This window comes from Variovorax gossypii, assembly GCF_003965815.1.
GTDB lineage: Bacteria > Pseudomonadota > Gammaproteobacteria > Burkholderiales > Burkholderiaceae_C > Variovorax > Variovorax gossypii.
The window spans coordinates 234,070-257,162 of sequence record NZ_RXOE01000009.1 but is presented as its reverse complement, the minus strand read 5'-3'; the positions used below and the strand labels follow the sequence as shown (position 1 = coordinate 257,162).

Sequence of the window (23,093 nt, the reverse complement as noted above, 5' to 3'; positions counted from 1 at the left end):
CAGTCCGTCCGAAAGCTGCCTGTAATGAGGCGAAATGGATTGGCGTGCTAAGAGGCGTCACAGCGACCAAATTTCAGTCTCTGTTCGCGGACGATCACACAGCCGCAGATCTGCCCGGACTCCTGAGCAGGCTCACCACGCTCCCTGCCAGAGCCGCCGATGCAGCCATCGCCAGCCCCAGATGTACAGCGCTGTGCGAAGGCAGCAGCCCGAACATCAGGCTCATCGCCAGGCTGCCGAGTGTCAGCCCCGTGAGCCGCGCCGTCCCTTGCGCTCCACCGGCCGCGCCGCTGCGCTCCTTGGGGGCGGAGAGCAGCATGTTCTGGTTGTTGGGTGTCTGGAAGAGTCCGAAGCCGAAACCGGCGAGGCTCGTGAAGAGCGCGATCGGCAAGGCAGGGTTGCCATGGATCGGCCACAGCGCGCACAGCGCCAGGCCTGTCGCGAGAAACGCGCTTCCGGCCGCGCAGAGCCAGGCTGTCGGCACTCGCTGGGCCAGGCGCGCGGACAGCGGTGCGGCCAGCATCACCGCGAGGGGCCACGGCGTCATCAGGAGGCCGGTGGTCGCGGTGCTCTGGCCCAACTCGTGCTGGATGTAGAAGGGCAGTGCCACGTAGCTCGCCATCTGGCCGGTGAAGCAGCAGACGGAGGCGATGACCGAGATGCGGAAGGAGTGCACGCGCAGCAGGTCGAGCGGGACGAGCGGCGCTTGCTTCGTCATCTCGCGGCGCACCAGCAGCACCATGCAGGCGATTGCCAGTCCGAGCAGCGCGCCGCCATGCAGCAGGTTCGACGGCAGCCTGTCGCTCCCGAGCACGAAGGAGGCGAACATGATCGCGTTGAGCGCGATGCTCCAGAGGTCGATGCGGTCCTGCGACGGCGCAGGGCGCGGCAACTTCGCGCAGGCGGCCAGCACGAGGATGCCGATCGGAAGGTTCACCGCGAAGAGCCACGGCCAGCTCGACGTGGAGAGGATGAAGGCGCCGATGGAAGGGCCCGCCGCGGTGGCACCCGCGATCGTGAGCGCATTCCAGCCGATCGCGCGCGCCAGCAGCCGGCGTGGATAGGTGAAGCGCAGCAGCGCCAGGCCGAGCGGCATCACCGCCGCCGCGCCCAGCCCCTGAAGGCACCTCGCAGCCACGAGCCATGGCAGCGATGGAGACATCGCGCACAGCACCGACGCCGCGGTGAAGAGCGCGACGCCGCCAGCGAACACGCGGTGATAGCCCAGCCTTGCGCCGATGGCCGAGGCGGGCAGCAGGAACATCACGACCGCGAGCTGGTAGGCCGTGATGATCCAGACCGCATCTGCGGGTGTCGCATGCAATTGCCGCGAGATGCTCGGCAGCGCGACATTTGCGATCGCGCCGTCGAGCACGACGAGGGTGCCCGCGCCCAGGATGGCGGCGACGGCCGCGATGCGCCGCGGCAGCGGCAGGCCATCGGCATCGTCCGCCGCCTGGGTATCGGCGTTGCGAGGGCCGGTGGAAGAGGAGGTACCGGATCGAAGGGGAGGTGAGAGCAACATGGGAGTGACCTGAAGAGACGCTCGATTGCGTCGACTCAGAATAGGACGCCATAAGGCGCCGGCCCAGAGCGCGGCGTGCAGGTTGTTCCTGCATGCTGCGCCTGTCCGGGGGGGGCGGCTCTGTGCTAGCGTCGGGCATGCCGGACGCCGACCTCAACCTGCTGACCGCGTTGAATGCATTGCTTTCCGAAGGCACCGTTGCCAAGGCTGCCGAGCGCATGGGATTGAGCGAATCGGCCATGAGCCGCACCCTGGCGCGGCTGAGGGAGGCGACCGGGGATCCGCTGCTGGTGCGCGCGGGACGCGGCATGGTGCCCACGCCGCATGCGCTCGCACTGCGCGACCGTGTGAGGGATCTGGTGCAGGAGTCGCACGCGGTCCTCCTGCCCGCCGACGCGAGCATGGACCCGCGCACGCTCCAGCGCCTCTTCACCATACGGGCCAACGACGGTTTCATCGAGGCCTTCGCCCATGTGCTGGTGGCGCGCGTCGCGCAGGAAGCACCCGGCGTCCGCCTGCGCTTCGCGCCCAAGCCCGACAAGGACGTTCGTCCGCTGCGGGAGGGGCTGATCGATCTCGATGTCGGTGTCCTGGGCGAGTCGGGGCCGGAAGTGCGCATCCAGGCGCTCTACAGGGACCGCTTCATCGCCGCGGTGCGCGAAGGTCATCCCCTGCTGGCCGAAGCCGAGATCACCCCCGAGCGCTACGCCGCCTGCGACCACGTGATCACCTCCCGCCATGGCCGCACGGAGGGCCCTGTGGACGTGGCTCTCGCGGCGATGGGACTGGCGCGCAACGCCGCGGTCGTCGTGCCCAGCTTCGGCACCGCCTTGTCGATAGCGGCAGCAACCGATCTGGTCGCGCTGATACCGGCCTCGTACTTCGAGCGCCTGAGAGCGCAGAGCACGCTGCGCTCGTTCCCGCTGCCCGTGCCCGCGGAGCAGATCACCATCTCGCAGATGTGGCACCCCCGTCTCGATCGGGACCCTGCGCATCGATGGCTGCGCGGGATGGTGCTGGAGCTGTGCCGGATGCTGACCGAAGGCGGGGCTGCTTCCTAGCTGGCCGGCTTTTCCTTCTCTGAAGCGCCTGCAAGGCTTCATTCCCATGCCGGGGAGCGCGAAGCCCTGACGAGGCGAGTCCGGAGCAGCCTGGCCCGGTATTCGCAGGCTACCGACGCAACGGGTTCGATGCCGGTTCGAGCTGGGGCACCTCCGCGGCGGCCCCTTTCATGAAGAGCTCGAGGCACAGCGGAGAAACAGGGCGTTGCGAGTGAGTCGGCTCGCTCGCGTGTTCCGCCAGCATGGCCCTGCCGACGGCGTGCAGGCCGCGCGCGACGGCCATGGGAGCCAGGCCGGCGCGCAGCTGGCCACGGCGATGGGCGATCGTCATCACGCGGCCCAGGCGTTGCACGGTGCGCGCCATCGCCTCCTCCAGTTGCGCCAGCGGGGCCCCGCCCAGTTCCGACCGCACGCCGTGGCCCAGCACCAGCTGCACCTGCTGCCATTGGCGCGTGGCGCTCACGCATCGCTCCATCTGCCGCCACAGCTGCAGGCGCAGCAGCCGAAGCGGCAGCGGATGCTCGCGATAGCTCTCGATGTCCGGGCCGATGTCGAGCGGCCATTCGAGTCCGGAGATCACTTCCGAGACCAGCGCCGGCTTGTCCGCGAAGTGCCAGTACACGGCACCGCGCGTCACTCCGGCGCAGGCGGCCACGTCCTCCAGCGTGGTCGCGCGCACGCCGCGCCCGGCAAATGCGGCCAGCGCCGCTTCGACGATCCGCGTGCGCGTGAGCTGTGCATCAAGCTTCGTCTGCCGTGCCACGAGCTGTCCTCATGGCGTTGCCCGGGCACTCTTTTCCGAAGGTGCCGCGGCCACGGGAACGGAGGCGCCCGTGGTCTCGTTCCATCCACCACCCAGCGTCTTGTAGAACGTCACCAGGTTGGTGAAGCGCGACAGCCGGGTGCCGATCAGGTCCTGCTGGGCGGTGTAGAGCGAGCGCTGCGAATCGAGCACGCTGAGGTAGCTGTCCACGCCGCGGCTGAAGCGCGCCTGCGAGAGCCGGTAGCTGTCCGCCGTGGCATTCACCAGCGATTGCTGCGCGTCGAGCTGGCGCCCGAGCGTGTTGCGCTGCGCGAGCGCGTCAGAGACTTCGCGGAATGCGGTCTGGATCGCCTTCTCGTACTGCGCCACCGAGATGTCGCGGCTCACCGTGGCGATCTTGAGGTTGGCGCGGTTGGCGCCGCCGTCGAAGATCGGCAGCGTGACCTGCGGCGCGAAGCTCCAGCTGCCGGAGCCGCCCTTGAACAGGCCCGAGAGTTCGCTGCTCGACGAGCCCGCCGAGGCCGTGAGGCTGATGCGCGGATAGAAGGCCGCGCGCGCCGCGCCGATGTAGGCGTTGGCCGCCCGGAGGTCGCGCTCGGCCTGCAGGATGTCGGGGCGGCGCTGCAGCAGTTCCGAGGGCAGGCCCGGAGGAATGGCCGCCAGCGGGTTCGTGGCCGCCGTCGCTCCGTCGGGCAGGGCCTGCGGCAGCAGTTCGTCAGGCACGTCCGCGCCCACGAGCAGCACCAGCGCATTGCGGTCCTGCGCGACCTGCGCGGTGTAGCGCTCGACGTCCACGCGCGCGCTGTCCACGCTGGTCTGCGCCTGGCTCAGCGTGAGCGCCGAGGCCGAGCCCAGCTCGAAGCTGCGCTGGTTGAGCCGGTAGGAGTCGCTCTGATTCTGCAGCGTGTCGCGTGCGAGCTTCAGCCGGTCCTGGTCTGCGGCGAGCGTGAGATAGCTGGTCGCCACTTCGGCCACCAGGCTGATCTGCGTGCTGCGGCGCGCCTCGGCCGTGGAAAGAAACTGCTGCAGCGCCTGCTCGCTCAAGCTGCGCACGCGGCCGAAGAGGTCGATCTCGTACGAGCTGAAGCCCAGCGAGGCGCTGTACTGGTGGGCGATGAGGGTCTCGCCGGTGGACGACAGGCTGGCCGGCGTGCGGCTGCCGCTGCCGCCCGCGCTCGCGTTGACGGTGGGGAAGAGCGCCGCGTCCTGCACGCGGTACTGGGCACGGGCCTTCTCGATGTTGAGCACCGCCACGCGCAGATCGCGGTTGTTGGCGAGGCTCATCTCGATCACGCGCTGAAGCGACGGGTCGGTGAACACGTCGCGCCAGCCGAGGTCGGCCACCGGCGCGGACGTGGAGCCGGCGTCCGTCGTATCGCCGGCGAACTTGCCGGGCACGGGGGCCGCGGGCTGCTGGTAGGCGGGCATCAGGCTGCAGCCGGCCATCAGGGCGGCGATCGTGAGCGATGCCGCGAGCGGTGCAAGGCGAAAGGGATTCATGGCATATGCCTCGTTCAGGATGCGGCCGCGGCCGGTTGCGGGTGCGTGGCCGGCGCGGCTGGCTCGTCGTGCGTGGAGGAGCCGCCCTTGAAGAGCCCGCGCACCAGCACGAAGAAAAGCGGCACGAAGAAGATCGCGAGCACGGTGCCCGACAGCATGCCGCCGATCACCGCGGTGCCCAGCGCGTGCTGCGCACCGGCCCCGGCGCCGCTGCCCAGCACCAGCGGCAGCACGCCGAGGATGAAGGCCAGCGAAGTCATCAGGATGGGGCGGAGTCGCAGGCGCGCGGCTTCCAGCGCCGACTCGATCAGCCCCTTGCCCTGCGCGTGCAGGTCCTTCGCGAACTCGACGATCAGGATGGCGTTCTTCGACGCGAGGCCGATCGTGGTGAGCAGGCCCACCTGGAAGTAGACGTCGTTCATCTTCCACGTGAGGAAGGCTCCGAGCAGTGCGCCGAACACACCCAGCGGCACCACCAGGATCACCGAAAGCGGGATGGACCAGCTCTCGTAGAGCGCGGCCAGGCACAGGAACACGATGAGGATCGACAGCGTGTAGAGCAGGGTGGTCTGGCCGCTGGAGGCCTTCTCCTGGCGCGAGAGACCGGTCCATTCGTAGCCGATGCCGGCGGGCAGCTTCGACACCGCCTCCTCGACGATGGCGAGCGCCTCGCCGCTCGATGCGGCGCCCGGCATCGCCATGCCCAGGATCTCGACCGAGGGAACACCGTTGTAGCGCTCCAGGCGCGGCGAGCCCGAACTCCAGCCGGCCTTGGCGAAGGAGGTGAAGGGCACCATGGTGCCGGCGCTGTTGCGCACGTACCAGCGGTCGATGTCCTCGGGCAGCATGCGGTACTGCGCGTCGGCCTGCAGCATCACCTTCTTCACGCGTCCCTTGTCGATGAAGTCGTTGACGTAGCTGCTGCCCCAGGCGGCGGAGAAGGTGTCGTTGATGTCGCTCATCGAAAGCCCCTGGGCCTGCGCCTTGTGCGGGTCGATCTCCAGCTTGAATTCCGGCGAGTCTTCCAGGCCGTTGGGGCGCACCGCCACCAGGCGCTTGTCCTTGCCCAGCGTGGCGAGCAGCTGGTTGCGCGCCTGCATCAGCGCTTCGTGGCCGAGGTTGGCGCGGTCCTGCAGCATCAGATCGAAGCCGGTGGCGTTGCCCAGTTCGGCGACAGCCGGCGGCGCGAAGGCGAACACCCTCGCGTCTCGGATCGTGTTGAAGAAGACGCCGGCCTTCGCCGCGACGCCGGTCACGCTCAGCGCCTCGCCCTTGCGTTCGTCCCAGGGCTTGAGCTTGATGAAGGCGAAGCCCGTGTTCTGCCCGCTGCCTGCGAAGCTGAAGCCGGCCACCGTGAAGAGGCCCGAGACCGCGTCCTTCTGGTCGACCAGGAAGTGGTGCTCCATCTGGCGCATGACCTCTTCCGTACGCGCGTTCGTCGCGCCCGGAGGAAGCTGCACCAGCGCGAACATCGTGCCCTGGTCTTCGTCGGGCAGGAAGCCCACCGGCAGCTTCATGAAGCCGGCCACCACCAGCGCCAGCACCACCGCGTACGCGGCCATGTAGCGCCAGCCCTTGCCGATCATGTGGCGCACGATGCCCTGGTAGCGCCGGTTGCCGCGGTCGAAGCTGCGGTTGAACCAGCCGAAGAAGCCGGTGCTCGCCATCGCGTGGCCCTTGGGCACGGGCTTGAGCAGCGTCGCGCACAGGGCCGGCGTGAGCACCATCGCGACCAGCACCGACAGCGTCATCGCCGAGACGATGGTGATCGAGAACTGCCGGTAGATCACGCCGGTGGAGCCGCCGAAGAAGGCCATCGGCACGAACACGGCAGCCAGCACCAGCGCCACGCCCACAAGCGCGCCGGTGATCTGGCCCATCGACTTGCGCGTGGCCTCCTTGGGCGAGAGACCTTCCTCTGTCATCACGCGCTCGACGTTCTCGACCACCACGATCGCGTCGTCCACCAACAGGCCGATGGCCAGCACCATCGCGAACATCGTGAGGGTGTTGATGGTGAAGCCGAAGGCCGCGAGCACGCCGAAGGTGCCCAGCAGCACCACCGGCACCGCGATGGTGGGGATGAGCGTGGCGCGGAAGTTCTGCAGGAAGAGGTACATCACCAGGAACACCAGCACCACGGCTTCGACCAGCGTGCGCACCACTTCCTCGATGGAGATGCGCACGAAGGGCGTCGTGTCGTAGGGCTTCTGTACCTTCATGCCCTGCGGGAAGAACTTCTCGAGCTCGGCCATGCGCGCGTCGATGGCCTTGACCGTGTCGAGCGCGTTGGCGCCCGCGGCCAGCTTGATGGCCAGGCCGGCGGCCGGCTTGCCGTTGTAGCGGCCGACCGTGTTGTACGACTCGCTGCCCAGTTCGATGCGCGCCACGTCGCGCAGGCGTACCTGGGCGCCGTTGGTCTGCGTGCGCAGCAGGATGTCCTCGAACTCCTGCGCAGTCTTCAGGCGCGTCTGCGAGGTGATGGTCGCGTTGATCTGCTGGTTGGCCGCCGCCGGCATGCCGCCGAGCTGGCCGGCCGACACCTGCGCGTTCTGCGCCTGGATCGCGGTCTTCACGTCCAGCGGCGTGAGGCTGAAGTTGGAGAGCTTGTTCGGGTCGAGCCACACGCGCATCGCGTACTGCGAGCCGAAGAGGGTGGTGTCGCCCACGCCTTCCACGCGGCTGATGGCTTCCTGCACGTTCGCGGCCACGTAGTCCGACAGGTCGGAGCCGTTCATGCTGCCGTCTTCCGAGGTGAAGGCCAGCACATTGAGGAAGTTGGTGGCCGACTTCGTGACGGTGACGCCCTGCTGCTGCACTTCCTGCGGCAGCAGCGGCGTGGCCAGCGAGAGCTTGTTCTGCACCTGCACCTGCGCCGTGTCGGGGTCGGTGCCGTTGTCGAAGGTGAGCGTGATGGTGACCGAGCCCGAGGACTCGCTGGTCGATGCCATGTAGCTCAGCCGGTCCAGCCCCTTCATCTTCTGCTCGATGACCTGGGTGACGGTGTCCTCCAGCGTCTTTGCGGAAGCGCCGGGGTAGTTGGCGGTGATCGCGACGGCGGGCGGCGCGATGCTCGGGTACTGCGCGATCGGCAGCGTGGCGATGGACATTGCGCCGCCCAGCATCACGATGATGGCGAGCACCCACGCGAAGATGGGGCGGTCGATGAAGAAGCGTGCCATGAAGGTCTCTCTCGATCGATCAGTTCGCCGCGCCGGCGTGCCCGGCCGGGGCCGCGCTGGCCGTGTCGGTGCCTGTCTTCGGCTTGGGGCTCCACTGCACCGTCTTCACGGCGACGCCGGGCGCCGCGCGCTGCTGGCCGTCCACCACGAGCTTGTCGCCTGCCTGCAGGCCGCTGCGCACCAGCCACTGGTCGCCGATGGCGCGTTCGGTCTCGAGTGCGCGTCGCTGCAGCTTGTTCTGCGAGTCCACCACGTAGGCCGTCGGCTTGCCGGCGCCGTCGCGCGACACAGCCTGCTGCGGCACCAGCAGTGCCTGCTCCTTCTCGCCTTCCTGCAGCACGGCGCGCACGTACATGCCGGGCAGGAGGATGGCATCGGGGTTGGGGAACACCGCGCGCAGCGTGATCGCGCCGGTGTTCTGGTCCACGGTGACGTCCGAGAACTCGAGCTTGCCTTCGAGCGCGTAGGTGCTGCCGTCTTCCAGCTGCAGCCGCACTTTCGCGGCATTGGCGCCGCTCTTCTGCAGGTCGCCGCGCGCCATCGCCTGCCTGAGCTGGAGCATCGCGGCGCTGGGCTGGGTCACGTCGACGTAGATCGGGTCGAGCTGCTGGATGGTCGCGAGCGCGCTCGACTGGCTGGCCGTGACCAGCGCGCCGGGCGTGACCGACGACTTGCCGATGCGTCCCGAGATCGGCGCGTCGATGCGCGCGTAGGCGAGGTTGATGCGGCTGGTCTCGACATTGGCCCTGGCCGCCGCGACATCGGCCTCGCCCTGGCGCAGCGAGGCCGCGGCGTCGTCGTAGTCCTGCTGGCTCACCGCCTTGATGGCCACCAGCTCCCTGTAGCGCTCGGCCTTCAGCCGCGTGGTGCCCAGGCTGGCCTCGGCCTTGGCGAGCGCGGCGACATTGCTGTCGTAGGTCGCCTTGTACGTGGCGGGATCGATCTGGTAGAGCGCCTCGCCGGCCTTCACGTCGCTGCCCTCGCGGAACTTGCGCGACTTCACGATGCCACCGACCTGCGGGCGCACGTCGGCGATGAGGAAGGGCACGGTGCGCCCGGGCAGCTCGGTCGTGATGGCCACGCGCTGCGGCTGCACGGTGACGATGCCCACCTCCGGCGTGCCGGCCGCCGGGGGAGGCCCGCCCGGCGGCTTGCCGCAGGCGACGAGCATGAGTGTAGACACGACGGCCGCTGCGAAGGTCAGGCCGTAGGTGAGAGGGGGGCGCATTGCGGTTCTCCTGGGAAAACGACCGGACGCTGAGAGGTTCAGTCGGCGTTTAAATAGACAGTGCTGTACGGAAATGTATTTTGACTTGAATGGCCTGTCAATTAAAATAGTCAGACGTGTACAGAAATAAGGAGGGACACGGTATGCGGGTAAAGACCGAAGCGAAGCGCGACGCCATCGTCCAGGTGGCATCGGAAGTCTTCAGGGAACTGGGATTCGAGGGCGCCTCGATGGTGGAAATCGCCGCGCGCGTGGGCGGCTCGAGGGCAACGCTCTATGGCTACTTCAGCTCCAAGGAGGAGCTGTTCGTCGCGGTGATCCACAACGCGGCGAAGCACCACTTCGAGCCGATCTTCGCGGCGCTGGCGCAGGAGGGCGACGACGATCTCGAACTCGTCCTGCAGCGCTTCGGCGAGAAGGTGCTGGTGGCCGTGTGCTCGCAGGAGGTCATCCAGGCGCACAGGGCGGTGATCGCCGAATCGGGCCGTACCGACATCGGACGGCTCTTCTACGAGGGCGGACCGAAGAAGGGCGTCGCCGAGCTCGCGGGCTTCCTGGAGCGGCAGATGCACAAGGGCCGGCTGCGCACGGCCGACACGCAGGTGGCGGCCCAGCACCTGATGGCCTTGCTGCACTCCGAGACCGTCACGCCCAGCTTGCTGGGCATCCAGGGACCGATGACCCGCAAGGATCTGCGCGAGGCGACGCGACGTGCATTGCAGGTCTTCCTTGGCGGCTACGCGCCGGTGGAAAAGACCAGCCGGTGAACTGACGGAGGCCGCTGCGGGCGCGCCGCGGCCTCCACTCGGGCTACTTCAGCGCTTCCCGCGAGAACGCCTCCGAGGACGGCTGCGCCAGCATGCCGTGCCTCAGGCTCCACACGCAGGCGCCCAGCCTGAGCAGCCTTTCCACGTTGGCGTCGTGGAACGGGCTCTCCGCATCCTCCTGTTCGATCAGCTCGGAGATGCAGGCGAGCGCATCGGTGGGCGTGAAGCCCAGGCCCGCGCGAGCCATTCCCATCACTGTCACGAGAACATCGGTCTTCTTCATTTCTTCCTGCTTCCGGTAGGCGGGGCGCGTTGTTCGCCGTTGCGGTTCGCCCTCAGCGCGCGCCGGCGATGAGCCTGACTTCGCTGCACAGCCGGGGGCCGTAGTCCTCGCAGCGTACCTCGAAACCGTAAGCGGCGGCCCGGCGCAGCGCGAAGGCGGTCACGTCGCGCAGGTAGGTGCACCCCGGCTTGCGGCCCGCGGCGGCGCGGGCCTCGAAGTCGGCCTGGAAGTCGCGCGCCCATTCCTCGTAGAGCCTGTAGCGGTCTCCATGGGCGTCGAGGAAGCCCGCGCGCGCCAGCGTCTGGGCGATGTCGACCAGCGGCACGGTGATGGGGATCTCGTCCTTGCGTTCATGCATGGCCGGCCCCGTCAGAACTTGCCCAGCACGTTCAGGAACCACCCCTTGCTGCGGTAGCTCATGTCGGTGAGGTTGTCGGAGTAGTCGGTGAAGTTGTAGCCGATGCCCACCTTCAGGTTCTCGTTGACGTGGTAGTAGGCGGCGGTGACCCAGCCGCTCTTGCGGTCCTTGAGTTCCTTCGCGCGCAGCGTGCGCCATTCGAGCATCCAGTCCCAGTTGCGCACCAGCTTCCAGTCGACGCGCAGCACCGCGAGCTCGGCCGAGCTCTTGAACCATGGCGACGAGTTGTCGCGGCTCGCGCGCAGTTCGCCGCGGCGCCAGGCGTACTTGCCGCCCAGCGTCCAGCGCTCGTTCAGGTCCCAGGTGGCGTCGATGGCGAACACGTGGCTGCGCTGCTGGTAGTCGATGCCGGTGGTCGACACGGTGCCCAGGCCCGAGTCGACGCCGCCCGACACCACCTGGCCCGGCGACGAGAGGTCGTACAGGTAGGTGTACTTGAAGAGCAGGTTCAGCCGGTCGTTCAGGGCCGGGCGCAGCGCGTAGCCGAGCATGGCTTCGGTGTACTTGGCGGCGGCCAGCGTGCCGGTGGTGCTGTCGCTGTCGGCCCAGTTGAACTTGCCGATCCAGCGCGAGTCGTCGTCCACCTTCCAGCTGAAGGAGTTCTTCACGAGCCAGCTGGTGCGCGTCTCGGCCGTGGTGCGGTCCTTGCGGTATTCGAGGCCGCCGCTGTACTTCAGGCGTTCGCTCGAATAGCCGCTGATGAAGGCCACCGCCTGGCGTCGCGTGGCGCCCAGCGTCTCGGCGCCGACCCAGCCGTTCTCGAAGTTCACGCCGAAGGTCCAGCGCGTGTCGAGCGCGTACTGCACGCCGTAGGCATGCGTGAGGCCCGGCTGCGTGCCGGTGGCCTGGCGGTGCTCGGTGAACATGGTGAGGCCGTCGCCCACGCGCGAGCGCACGCCGGTCACCAGCGTGCCGCCGCGGCCGATGAGGTTCTCGTCGGTGCGGCCGGTGTCGGACGCGTAGGTCATGTAGAGGTTGGAGCGGTCGTCGTACTGGTAGTCGATGCCCGCCTTGCCGGCGAAGCCGCCGTCGCCGGTGGAGACCTCGCCGCGCAGCGCCAGCTTGTCGTTGACGCGGTAGCGCCCGCCGAAGCCCAGCCGGTCGTTCTCCAGCCGCGTGCCGGTGCGCCGCAGCGTCTTCTGCGCGAAGCCGTAGGCGCTCCAGCGGTCGGCGCCGGTGTATTCGAGCTGCACGGCCGCATCGGCGCGCTCGCCAGATACCGCCTGCGTGGTCGGCAGCGACGGGCTGGTGATGAGCGCGTCGCCGGTCTTGTCGTCGTAGCGCAGGCCGAGGCCCAGCTTCCATTCGGGCGAGAGGGCCAGCGAATACTGCGCGTCGAACACGCTGCTGTTGTAGCCGTTGCGTTCATCGCGGCGGTCGGCCTTCAGGCGCAGCTCGCCGTTCTCTCCCTTCTCGCCGAAGGGCACGGTGGCCTGCACGCCGACCTGGCGCGTGGCGTTGCTCGCGTACTGGCCCGGCGCGGAGAAGCCCGCGTCGCGCGACTGCGCATAGGCGCTCACGCGGCCGCCGCCGCGGATGTCGAAGTCGCCCAGGTCGGCCTGGCCTTCGAGGCGCCAGGCGTTGGCGTTGCCCGTGGGACCGTTGCCCAGGCCGTTGGTCAACGAGCCGTTGCGGCCGGTGAAGCTGAAACCGCCGTCCATCGAGTCGAGCTGCGTGGTGCCCGGGCCCTTGCTGCGCGCGAACTCGCCCTTGAAGTAGGTGTTCTCGGTCTTGCGCAGCGTGAGGTCGACGCCGGCCAGGCGCTGGTCTCCGCCGATCTGGTCCTGGCGCGATGCGGTCACGCCCACGCCGACGTGGTCGTTGGCCCACCACGAGACGCGGCCGCCCACGGCGAGGGTGTCGAGCGAGGTGGTGAGCGGCGTGTATTCGTAGTCCACCACCAGGTAGGTCGGCATGCCGGTGAAGCCGCCGGCGCGCACCAGCGAGCCGTCGTCCGACAGGCTGGGCAGCGGCGCCGACAGCAGCACGCGGCCCTGCAGGTAGTCGATCTCGTAGTCGGTGCTCGGCACCAGCTGCGTGCGCTTGAGCACGAAGCCGGAGTCCTTGTCGCGGATTTCCAGCGTCACGCGTTCGGCGCCGCGCGTGATGTCCTGGTTGCGCAGGTAGTAGAGCGAGCCGCCGGTGCCGCGGAATTCTTCGCGCGCCGCCAGCGTGCCGGGCTCGGCCGCGTAGGCGTCGATCTTCAGGCGGGCTTCGCCGAAGGCGGTCGATTCCTCGCCGAGGTAGCGGCCGTGGAAGCCGTAGAGGCCGCGGCTCACGCGGGTGAGCTCGGTGTCGCCGAAATTGAGCTTGAAGTTGCCCCACATCGCCTGCGAGCGTCCGTCGTCCACGCGCAGGTAGAAGCGGCCCTGCGTGGGCGCGTCCTCGATGGTGGTGGAGTCGTCGCCGAAGGTGCTCCACGAGTCCTCCGGGTCGAAGCGGCGGAAGAGGGAGGTCGGGTCCTTGCGGTCGAGGTTGCGGAACAGCTCCTTCAGCGGGCGCTCTTCGGTGTCGACGCTGGCCGTGAGCGTCCAGCGGTCGTTGAGCTGGCCCTTGGCGTAGCCGGCGATGCGGCCTTCGCTCCAGCCGCCACCGCCGTAGCGGTTCTTGTCGTTGGTCATGATCGCGGCCGGGCCGCTCACGCTGTTGCTGCCCACGGTGAGGTCGGCCTGGCCCACGAAGAACCAGTCGCTGGTGGGCAGGTCGAAGTCGCGCCGGTAGACGCGCGTGGCGCCCTGCGCGTCGGTGACTGCGATCTCGCCGGTCTGCACGCGGCGCGGCACCAGCTGCTGGAACACGAAGCGCCCGCTCTCGTCCACCGGCACCGCGAAGCCCAGCGCCCGCACGCTCTCGCCGGGGCGGATGGCCGCGCCGCTGGCGGTGACGGTGCCGGCGCTCAGCGGAATGTTGGCGATGGCGATGTTGTTCTGGCCGTAGCCGCGCAGCAGCTCGCGCGCCGGGTCGGGCGGCGTGCCGGTCTCGGGCTTGTGGCGCTGGACCAGCGTGAGCGAGAGATCGTCGGTCTCGTCGAAGCGGCCCTGGCGGTCGTACACGCGCACGCGGTAGTAGAGCTTGCCGGTCACGCCCTCGGCCACGCGGTTGAGCAGGCCCTCGGGCACCTGCCATTCGCCGTGCAGGCCGGCGTCCAGCGGCACGGTGGCGACCTGGCGGCGCTGCATCGCCTCGTTGGCGGTGTACACGCGCAGCTCTGCCTTGGAGGTGAAGAGCAGGTAGTTGCTGTAGCCGGCGAAGCGCACCGTGTCGCCGGTGACCACGGTGGTGGGCCAGGCACTGGCGCTCAGGCGGCGCGGCTGCGAGAGGTTGTCGTACTGCAGGCGCAGCTGGTTGCGCTCGAGCTGCACGTCGACGCAACGCTGGCGGTCGGCGCTGGTGGTGCCATCGGCCGAAGGCTGCTTGCCGTCCGGCGAGAGCAGCTGGCCGTCCACGCTCAGGCGCAGCGGCGCGTCGTCGGTGCCGAAGGCGGTGAAGGTGCGGCATACGCCGGGGTCGGCTGGCGTTGCGACGGGCGTTGCAGCGACGGACGTGTCGCGCCAGTACGCGCGCACCTCGACGCGGCGGTTGGCGGGCCAGTTGGCCGGGTCGGTGGCTGGCGTCGCAACGGGCGCATCGGGGCCGCGCGAGCTCGCGGACGCGGCCGTCTCCGGCAGCCCGAGGCGTTGCGTGAGATAGCGCGCGGCCTGCTGCGCGCGGGCCAGGCCCAGCGCGTGGTTGTCGACGAAGCGTTCGCGCGACTTGGCGCTCAGCGCTTGCGTGTCGGTGTGGCCGACGATCTCGAAGCGCAGGCCGTCGCGGCCCTTGACCTGCTGGGCGATGCGGTCGAGCTGCGCGCGGTCGGCGGGGGAGAGGCCGTCCGCGCCGGAGTCGAAATGCGGCGTGCTGGCGTCGCTGCGTTCGGCGGGTGCCGCAACAGGAGACACCGTTGCAGCCGCTGGCATTGCGCGCTCGTCGCCGAGCACGAATGTGGCCTTGGGCAACTCGCGCTCGCTGCTGCGCGGCAGGTGGCGTGCGCCGTCGATGTCGATCGCGCGCGGGTCGGCCGCGGCGCGGTCGAGCATGCGGCCGCGCACGGAGGTTTCCTGCGCGGCGGCCAGGCCCATGCTCAGGCAGGCGGCGGTCACGGCGCCGGCAATGGCCATGCGCCTGGGCAGCGTCTTCTTCTTTCTTCTCATGTCGGCTCGCTGAATCGGGTTCGGTGTCTGAGGGCGGGGCATGGCGGTGGTGTTTCTTCCTCGCGTCATGGCTTTGCCTCCCCGGAAGAGGCGGCGGCAGGCACCAGCTCGATCTCGACGTCCAGGTTGAAGAGCGGCGGCTCGTTGCGCGAGGCGCGCTGCTCGCCGAGCTGCTTCCAGCGCGAGAGCACCGCGGCCTTCACCGCGTCGGTGCGGTCGCGGCCCAGCGATGCGGGCTCGCCCGGCGCGGCCTTGTAGGCCAGCCGCAGCACCGATGTCTTCTCGGCCAGCACGGCCACCGTGCGGTCGAGTTCGCCTGCGAAGGCGGCGCGCAGCGTGGCGGCGCCGTCGTCGAAGGCCGCGCCCTGCAGCGCGAGGCGCACCACGCGGTGCACGGTGGCGCCGAAGTTGATCTTCAGCACCTTGCCGCGCGTGGCGCGCTCGGCCGCCGGGTTCTCGCTGGTGGTGCGATAGCCCGAGGGCAGGGTGCGCTCGTCGAGCTTGAGCACCAGGTTGCTGCCGGTGCCTTCCTTCGGAATGGCGGCGCAGGCGATGTGGTAGCGGCCCTCGGCGTCGGTGGTGGCCAGCACGCCGTTGACGGTGGCGATGCGCACGTTGGCCAGGCCCGGTTCGCCGTCGTCCTGGTAGCCGTTGGCGTTCCTGTCGTCGTAGACCTTGCCGATCACGTCGGTGCAGTCGAAGAGGGCATCGGGCACCACGCGCACGCTGGCGGTGGCCAGGTTCGACAGCGTCCTGCCGCCCACGCCCTGCAGCGCGACGACCTGGTTGACGAACTCGCCTTCACCCACGCCGACACCCACGCCCGCGACCATCAGGTATTCCTTGGTCTCGTTGGGCGCGAAGTTCTGGCCCGGCATCACGATCTGGCGGCCGTTGATCTGCGGGATCACCGGCAGCGCCACGCCGCCCGGCAGCGTGCGCACCGTGAGCGAGCCCTGGATGTAGCGGAAGCCCGGCGGCAGCGTGTCGACCACGGCCACGCCCGGCAGGGCGGTGCCGCGCGTGTTGCGCGCCGTGATGCGGTAGGGCAGCAGCTCGCCCTTCTTCACGCTGAGCTTCGAAGTGGTCTTGCGCAGCTCGATGAGCGTGGCGTCCGACGGGTCGAGCGGGATGTTGTTGGCCACCACGTGCTGGCCGCCGCCTGCCGGCTTCTGGAACAGCAGGTAGTAGCCAGCGCCGGGCACCAGTGCCGCGCCGGGGCTCACCACGCAGGGGTTGGTCTGCGCGGGCGCCGGTCCGTTGGCGGGCGCGGAGCACGACTGCGTGCCCAGCGCGCCGGCCGCGGCCGGGTACATCGACGAGGGCAGGTAGGCGCCCGGCGGCGTGATGACGAGGCGGTATTCGCCCGCCGGCGCGCCCGGCAGCACGAAGAAGTCGTAGTAGCCGTTGGGGCCGGTGGTGTAGCTGTCGCGCTTGTCGAGCAGGTGCTGCTCGGGGTCGAAGCCGGCGGGGCCGACCATTCGCACCACGGCGCCGGGCACGGGCGTGCCGCTCACGCTGTCGTACACCACGCCGCCCGGGTCGTAGGGCAGGTCCTGCTTCTGGATGTTGGCGCCCGCGCTCACGCGCACCTTGATGCTGAAGCGCGGATCGCTCGCCGCGGGCGTCGGGTAGGGGCCGTTCGCGCCGTTCTGCGCGGTGTCGGTCGGCCACACGCCGCCCACGACGCGGCCGTCCGGTGAGCGGAAGCGCACGCGGTACTCGCCGGGGACCAGGTCGCCGAAGCGGTAGCTGCCGTCGGCGTTGGTGGTCACGGTGTAGAGCACGGTGGCCGCGTTCTCGGCGCAGGCGTTGCCGCCGTCGGCGCAGCGCAGCAGCTCCACCGTCCAGCCTTCGCCCTGGCCTTCGCCCGATTCGCGGCTGCGGTTGTGGTTCTGGTCGAACCACACGGTGCCGGTGAGCGATGCGGGCTGGCTGCTGTGCTCGGTGAAGTCGTAGCCGGTGCCGTGGGCTTCCAGGCCGGTGAAGTTCACGCGGATCTGGTTCGTGCCCTGCGCGGTGCCGCCCAGCGTGCCGGGGATGGCGATGCCTTCGTCGTAGCCGGTGGGCTGCGTCTCGGTGACGGTGTAGCCGCCGCTGCCGGGCAGGGGCAGGCCGGGCAGCTCGTAGCGGCCGTTGGAATCGGTGACGGCGGTGCGCGTCACCGGCTGGCCGGCGGCGTCGGTGCCGGTGAGCGTGATGGTCACGCCTGCGATCGGCAAGTCTTGCGGCTCGCGCTTGCCGTTGCGGTTGGCGTCGTTGTAGACGGTGCCCGCCAGCGATGCGCCGCGTTCGCCGAAGTTGTAGTTGTCGCCGTTGCCGCCGCGGTAGGCAATGGCGCCGATGACGTCGTTGCCCAGCGTGCCGGTGGCCGCGCCCTCGACCGTGCCCACGGCGTCGAGGCCGTCGGCATACGTCACGGGTTGCGTCTCGCGGATGGTGTAGCCCGCCGCGTCGGCCGGCAGCAGGCCGGTGAAGACGTAGCGGCCGCTGGCGTCGGTGACCACCGTGGCGTTCACCGCGAGGCCGCTGGCCGAGCGGCCGGTGAGCGTGAGCGTCACGCCCGGAATGCCGGCCTCGGTGGGCTGGCGGATGCCGTCGTTGTTGGTGTCGACGTACACCCAGCCCGCGATCTGGCCGCCGCGCTCGCCGAAGTTGTAGTCGATGCCCGTGTCTTCCGACACGAGTGCGAGGCCGCCGAAGCGGTCGTTGGTGCCGCCGGGGTTGGCGGTGCCGCGCGGCGCGCCGCCCACGGTGCCGAGCGACTCGGGGCCGTCGGCCACGCCGGCGGGTTGCGTCTCGTCGATCTGGTAGGTGCCGGGCGTGAGCGCGTCCACCAGGTAGCGGCCGTCGGCGGCGGTCTGCACCGTGCGGTCGACCGCGTTGCCCTGGAAGTCGGTGCCGGTCACGCGGATGGTGGTGCCTGCGATGCCGGGCTCGCCGCTGTCGCGGGTGCCGTTGGAAGGCGCCACGTCGGCGTACACGTAGCCCGAGAGGCTCGCGGGCTTCACGGCCGAGAAGTTGTTGCCGGTGGAGCCCGCACCCGCCGCGCCGAGCACGATGTTCTGGATGACGTTGGCGTTCGAGCCGTTGGGGCCGTTGGCCACGCCGGTGCCGCCGGTGGGAACCGCACCCGGCGTGCTGCCCGCGCCACTGACGTTGCCGGCGCGCGTGATGCCGGGCAGGTAGCCCGCGGGCCGCGCCTCGGTCACGGTGTAGCTGCCCGGCGCGAGGTTCGGGAAGCTGTAGTCGCCGCTGGCGTCGGTGACGGTGGTGCGCGACACCGGCTGGCCGTTGACGTCGGTGCCGGTGAGCGTGATGGTCACGCCCGCCAGGCCCGGCTCGGTGGCCGGCGCGCCCTGTGCGCCGTTGCCGTCGCGGTCGTAGTACACGCGGCCCGAGATGCCGCCGGGCAGCAGCTCTCCGAACCAGTACTCGCCCTGCGTCGACGGCACGCTGGTGCCCGAGACGGTCACGCCGGCGATGACGTTGCCGCCGCCTTGCGGCGTGCCGGGCTGGCCGTTGTTGTTGGCCTTGCCGGGCGCGTAGTTGGCAGGCTGCGTCTCGGTGATGGTGTAGCCGCCCGCGCCCGAGGGAGGCACGTTGCGGAACTCGTAGGCGCCCGTGGTGCCCGTGGGCACGGCGAGGATGTTCACCGCGTTGCCCGCGGCGTCGGTGCCCGTCAGGCGCAGCTCGACGTTGGGGATGCCGGTGTCGCCGGCCTGCGGGATGCCGTCGTTGTTGCCGTCGACGAACACGCGCGTCGTGATGCGGGTGAGCTGCTCGCCGAAGTCGTAGCCGGTGCCGTTCACGTTGGAGTGCAGCGCGATCGCGCTCACCACGTCGTTGCCCGCGGTGCCGCCGGCGGTGCCGGCCGCGTCGCTGCCGTCGACGAAGCCGGCCGGCTGCGTCTCGGTCAGCGTGTAGCTGCCGGGCGTGAGGTTGTTGAAGGCGTAGTTGCCGGTGGAGGCGGCCGTGGTGGTGGTCAGCGACACCGGGTTGCCGTACATGTCGGTGCCGGTGAGGGTGACGCTCACGTCGGCGATGCCGGGGTCGCCCGCGCTCGAGGCGCCGCTGTAGTCGGCGTCCTGGTAGACGCGGCCGGCCAGGCTGGCCGCGCGCACTTCGCCGAAGTTGTTGGCCGTGGACGCGCCGCCCGTGCCGAGCACGATGTTGTCGATGCGGTTGGCGTTGGAGCCGTTCGGGCCGTTGCCGGTGCCCGGTGGCACGGTGCCGGCCGTGCTGCCCGCGCCGCTGACGGTGCCCGCGCGGGTGATGCCGGGCAGGTACGCCGCGGGCTGGTCTTCCACCACGCTGTAGGTGCCGGCGGGCACGGTGAAGCTCCAGTTGCCGGCGGCGTCGGTGGTGGTCGTGAGGGCGATGGCGTTGCCCGAGCTGTCGGTGCCGTTCAGGCGGATGGTCACGCCGGCGATGGCGGGTTCGCCGCTGTCGATCAGGCCGTTGCCGTTCAGGTCTTCGTACACGCGGCCCGAGAGCGCGCTGTTCTGCACCGTGACGCTGCCGTCGTTGAAGTTGTTGCCGCCGTCCGGGTCGGTGCCGCCGTTGGTGTCGCCCGAACCGGTGGTGACGATGTGCGCGCGGTTGGTGAGCACGGTGCCGTTGGCCGGCGCCGCGCCGCTGAAGCGCACCGGAATGCGCACGGTGGCCGTGCCGTTCGCCGGCATCGATGCGATGGCGCAGCTCACTGCCGTGCTACCGGCCGTGCCGGTGCAGGTGGGCGCGGCGGGCGTGAAGCTGCCGCCGGTCACGGTGAACACCGGCGGGCCGGCCAGCACCAGCGATGCGGGCAGCGTGTCGGTGAAGCTGGTGGTCTCGGCGCTGTCGGGGCCGTTGTTGCGCAGCTGCACGAGCCAGTCGAATGGCACGGCCGACGACACGGTGGTCACCGGCGTGGCGGTGCCTGCGGTGACAGCGGTCTTGGAGACCACCTGCACGTCGGCCTTGAAGCGGAAGGTGGTGTTCTCGGCCACCGCGTTGTTGCCCTGAACGGTGTCGAAGGCGTTGCGCGCGGCGTCGAAGAAATCGACCCTGGCGTTGTTCTGGAAGGTGCCGCGCGAGACGCCGCGCAGCACCACGCGGAACTGCAGCGTGTTGGGCTCGCCGGTGGAGGTGGCGCCCGAGCCGCCCAGCGTCGGGATGGTGAACACGATCTGCCCGCCGGCCGAGCCGATGGCGGCGCCGCTGGCCAGCGCGAAGGTGGTGCCGCCCGGGGCGGTCACCGACACCAGTGTGGGCGGTGCCTCGCCGCCGGGGCCCGGCAGCGGCAGCGTGTCGACCAGGCGTACGTCTTCCGCCGTCGAGGCGCTGTTGTTCGACACCGTGATGGTGTAGCCCACGTCGTCGCCCACGTTCACCGGGTCGACGTCGTCGCGCTTGGTGACGACCAGGTCGTAGGCCGGCGCGGTGACCGTGGCGGGCACGGCGGCGTCGTTGTTGGTCGTATTGAGCTCGGGCGTGCCGGTGGAAACGTGCACGGTGTTGGTCACCGTGGAGCCGTTGAGCACGTACAGCGGCCGCGCGCGCACCGTGACGGTCTGCTGCACGTTGCGGTCGAGCGAGGTCCAGGCGCACTCGAGCTGGTTGTTGGTGACGCCGGTGCCCGTGGGCTGCGTCTTGCTCGGCTCCGTCGAGCAGCTGCCGCCGCCGGAGGCCGTGGCCGAGATGAACATCAGGTTGGCCGGCAGCGTGTCGACCACGTGCACGTCGTAGGCGCGGCTGAGGCTGCCCTGGGCGAGGCTCTGGTTGCGCGCGGTCAGCGTGTAGGTGAGAAGCTGGCCCACCGGCACCGAGGCGGGGCTGGCCGACTTGGTGACCGTCACGTCCGTGCGCGCGAGCAGGTAGGCGGTGGCGCTGCCGTCGTTGTTGGCCAGGTTCGGATCGGCCGGCGTGGTCGCCAGCGCATTGGCCGTGTTGTTGATCTGGAAGCCGTGATCGGTGGCCGAGGTGCCGTCGCCGTAGTGCTTGGCGACGACCTGGATGACCGGGCACAGCGGCAGGGCGCTCGCGGGGTCGGTGCTCGCGCGGCACACCGGCAGGGTCGACAGCGTGCAGTTGGAAAGCGACGCCTGCCCGAAGCCGCTGCCGTTGGCCGGCAGCGCGCAGGTGCCCGCGAAGGTGCCGCCGTTGGCCGTCTGCGAGACGCTGCCTGCGCCGATCACCTGTGCGAAGGCGTCGGTGACGACCACGTTCTGCGCCTCGGAGGGTCCGGCGTTGACCACCTCGAGTTCCCAGGTGACGTTCTGGCCCGCGACCTGGCGGTTGCCCGCGCTGTCACCGATGCCGACCACGCGCTTGAGCACCTTCACGTCGGCTGCGGTGGCGGTGTCGTTCACGCCGGTGCCCAGGCTCACGCAGTCGTTGCCGGTGTTGGCGTCGGGGTCGGCGCCGAGCGTGGGCGCGGCCGCGGGCAGCGCCACGTTCACGCACATGCTGTTGACGATCTGGCCGCCGCCCGAGGGCAGCGCCGGGATGGTGGCGTTCACGATGATGTAGCCGCCGTTGCGCGCGCTGTTGCCGGCGGACAGGTCGACGCTGATGTCGGAAGCGAGCGTGCGCGTGCAGGTCACCGTGGCGGGGCCGGGCACCGGCGTGGCGGGCGTCGGAACGACGGTGGCGCCGCCCTTGGTCACCATGCAGGTGTAGCCGTCGCGCTGCGTGACGCTGTTGATCTGCACGCCGGCCGGCAGGTCGTCCACCAGCTGGATCGTGCTGCCCGCGAGAAGGCGGGTGCCGCCGAGGTTGGTGCTGCCGACCTGGTAGTCGAAGGCCTGGCCCAGCGGCACGTTGTTCTGCGGCCAGCCGCGGCGCTTGTCGGCGCGGAAGTCGGTGGCCGATACGGCCACGTCGGCCGGCACGCTGCCGGTGGCCGAGTTGGCGATGGGGCCGGTCGCGCTCACGGTGGCTTCGTTGACGACGCCGGTGCCGGCGGTCATGGCCATGACCGGCACCAGGATGTCGCCGAGCGCCACGTTGGCGCCGCCGCTGCCGCCGATGTTGCTGCGCGTGCAGCTCACCGTCTGGCCGCTGACGGAGCAGGTCCAGCCGGTAGGCGGGGCGGGCAGCGGCTGGATCGCGAAGTTGGCCGGGATCGTGTCGCTCAGCGTCACGCCCGTGGGCGCGGTGCCGCTGAAGCTCGGGCTCAGCCTGAAGTTGAAGCGCTGGCCCACCAGCAGCTGGCCGCCGTCATGGCTCTTGGCCAGCGCGAGCACGTAGCCCGCCGTCACGGTGGTGTTGGCGGTGGCGCCGTTGTTGGTGGAAACGCCGTCGCCCACCGCACCCGCTGGCGCCACGGCCGGCTGGTGCGTGATGGTGGAGCCCGCGCCCGCGGTGACCACGCCGTTGATGGTGAAGGTGCGCGTGTTGCTGCCGGCGCCCGCGGGCGTGGCCGGCACGTTGCAGGTCAGCAGGCTGCCGCTGATCGAGCAGCCCGAGGGCAGGCCGGTGCCCGAGACCGACAGGCCCGTGGGAATCGGGTAGGTCAGCGTCGAGCCCGTGCTGGCGTCGGGGCCGTTGTTGGTGACCGTGAAGACGATCGGCACCGTGGAGCCGCTGGGCGCGGTGGCCGGGGCGCTGATGGCCACGGCCACGTCGGCGCCCTGGTTCACGGTGATCGTCTTGGTCTCGCTGGAGCCGCCGCCGCTGGGCGCGGCGGTCACGCTCAGCGTGCCCTGCGTGACCGTGCGCAGCAGCACCTCGAAGTTGCGCAGCTGGTTCGCCGCGAGCGTGATGCCCGAGCAGGTCAGCGTGCCGGGGCCGGCGGAGCCCACCGACACGGTGGCCGAGCATGTGCCCACGGGAACCGCGCCGGTGCCCATGTAGATGCTGTTCCCTGGGATCGTGTACGTAAAGGACGCACCCGGCGCGCCGATCGGCAGGCTGTCGGTCTCGGCGATGGTGACGGTGCTCGTCACCGTGCCGCCGGCGGGAAGGATGTCCGGCGAATGCACCAGGCTCGAAACCTGCGGCACCGCATGCGCGGCCGTGGCGAAGAGCAGCCCGGCAACGGGTGCGGCAAGGCGCGTGAGGCAACGGCGCCAAAGGCCGTGCCGCAGGCGCGCGGCGTTGGAAGACACGTCGCGCCGCGCCTGCGCGTGCGACAGATTCGATGGGGTCCTGAACATCCCGTCCCTCGTGATGGCTCTGGTGGCCGGGCACC

General features: G+C 70.0%; 11 protein-coding genes. 2 read left to right on the top strand and 9 right to left on the bottom strand.

The window, feature by feature from the left end; all coding sequences use genetic code 11:
- Positions 1 to 94: 94 nt before the first annotated feature.
- Positions 95 to 1,525, bottom strand: a complete 1,431-nt coding sequence (locus EJP69_RS26330; protein ID WP_126473216.1) for an MFS transporter — start codon at positions 1,523 to 1,525, stop codon at positions 95 to 97.
- Between the two features lie 137 nt (positions 1,526 to 1,662).
- Here EJP69_RS26330 and EJP69_RS26325 point away from each other — a divergent pair, with 137 nt between their 5' ends.
- A complete protein-coding gene (locus EJP69_RS26325) occupies positions 1,663 to 2,586 on the top strand; it encodes a LysR family transcriptional regulator (RefSeq protein WP_126473214.1) in 924 nt (307 codons plus the stop codon).
- A 109-nt stretch (positions 2,587 to 2,695) separates the two neighbouring features.
- On the opposite strand, the gene EJP69_RS26320 is transcribed toward EJP69_RS26325, so the two are convergent.
- Genes EJP69_RS26320 through EJP69_RS26305 form a run of 4 tightly spaced genes read right to left on the bottom strand, consistent with a single transcriptional unit; the run spans position 2,696 to position 9,259 of the window.
- Positions 2,696 to 3,349: a TetR/AcrR family transcriptional regulator gene (locus EJP69_RS26320; protein ID WP_126473212.1), complete on the bottom strand. Its 654-nt coding sequence runs from the start codon at positions 3,347 to 3,349 to the stop codon at positions 2,696 to 2,698.
- Between the two features lie 9 nt (positions 3,350 to 3,358).
- A complete protein-coding gene (adeC, locus tag EJP69_RS26315) occupies positions 3,359 to 4,849 on the bottom strand; it encodes an AdeC/AdeK/OprM family multidrug efflux complex outer membrane factor (RefSeq protein ID WP_126473210.1) in 1,491 nt (496 codons plus the stop codon).
- Between the two features lie 14 nt (positions 4,850 to 4,863).
- Positions 4,864 to 8,031, bottom strand: coding sequence for an efflux RND transporter permease subunit (locus tag EJP69_RS26310; RefSeq protein WP_126473208.1), 3,168 nt, complete (start codon positions 8,029 to 8,031; stop codon positions 4,864 to 4,866).
- Positions 8,032 to 8,050: 19 nt separating this feature from the next.
- Complete coding sequence (locus EJP69_RS26305) at positions 8,051 to 9,259, bottom strand: efflux RND transporter periplasmic adaptor subunit (RefSeq protein WP_126473207.1); 1,209 nt, start codon at positions 9,257 to 9,259, stop codon at positions 8,051 to 8,053.
- 143 nt (positions 9,260 to 9,402) lie between these two features.
- On the opposite strand from EJP69_RS26305, the gene EJP69_RS26300 reads away from it, so the two are divergent.
- The gene (locus tag EJP69_RS26300) at positions 9,403 to 10,026 is read left to right on the top strand and encodes a TetR/AcrR family transcriptional regulator (RefSeq protein WP_093199147.1); all 624 of its coding nucleotides are present in this window, start codon (positions 9,403 to 9,405) and stop codon (positions 10,024 to 10,026) included.
- A 43-nt stretch (positions 10,027 to 10,069) separates the two neighbouring features.
- On the opposite strand, the gene EJP69_RS26295 is transcribed toward EJP69_RS26300, so the two are convergent.
- The 4 genes from EJP69_RS26295 to EJP69_RS26280 form a co-directional block, all read right to left on the bottom strand.
- Entirely contained in the window at positions 10,070 to 10,309 is a 240-nt protein-coding gene (locus tag EJP69_RS26295; protein ID WP_093301053.1) for a hypothetical protein, read from the bottom strand.
- Positions 10,310 to 10,361: 52 nt separating this feature from the next.
- Positions 10,362 to 10,667 (bottom strand): hypothetical protein, encoded by a 306-nt coding sequence (locus EJP69_RS26290; protein ID WP_093199153.1) that lies wholly within the window; start codon positions 10,665 to 10,667, stop codon positions 10,362 to 10,364.
- A gap of 11 nt (positions 10,668 to 10,678) precedes the next feature.
- Positions 10,679 to 14,917, bottom strand: a complete 4,239-nt coding sequence (locus EJP69_RS26285) for an OmpA family protein (protein WP_170217233.1) — start codon at positions 14,915 to 14,917, stop codon at positions 10,679 to 10,681.
- A 65-nt stretch (positions 14,918 to 14,982) separates the two neighbouring features.
- A complete protein-coding gene (locus tag EJP69_RS26280; protein WP_126473203.1) occupies positions 14,983 to 23,058 on the bottom strand; it encodes an SdrD B-like domain-containing protein in 8,076 nt (2,691 codons plus the stop codon).
- Positions 23,059 to 23,093: the final 35 nt, after the last annotated feature.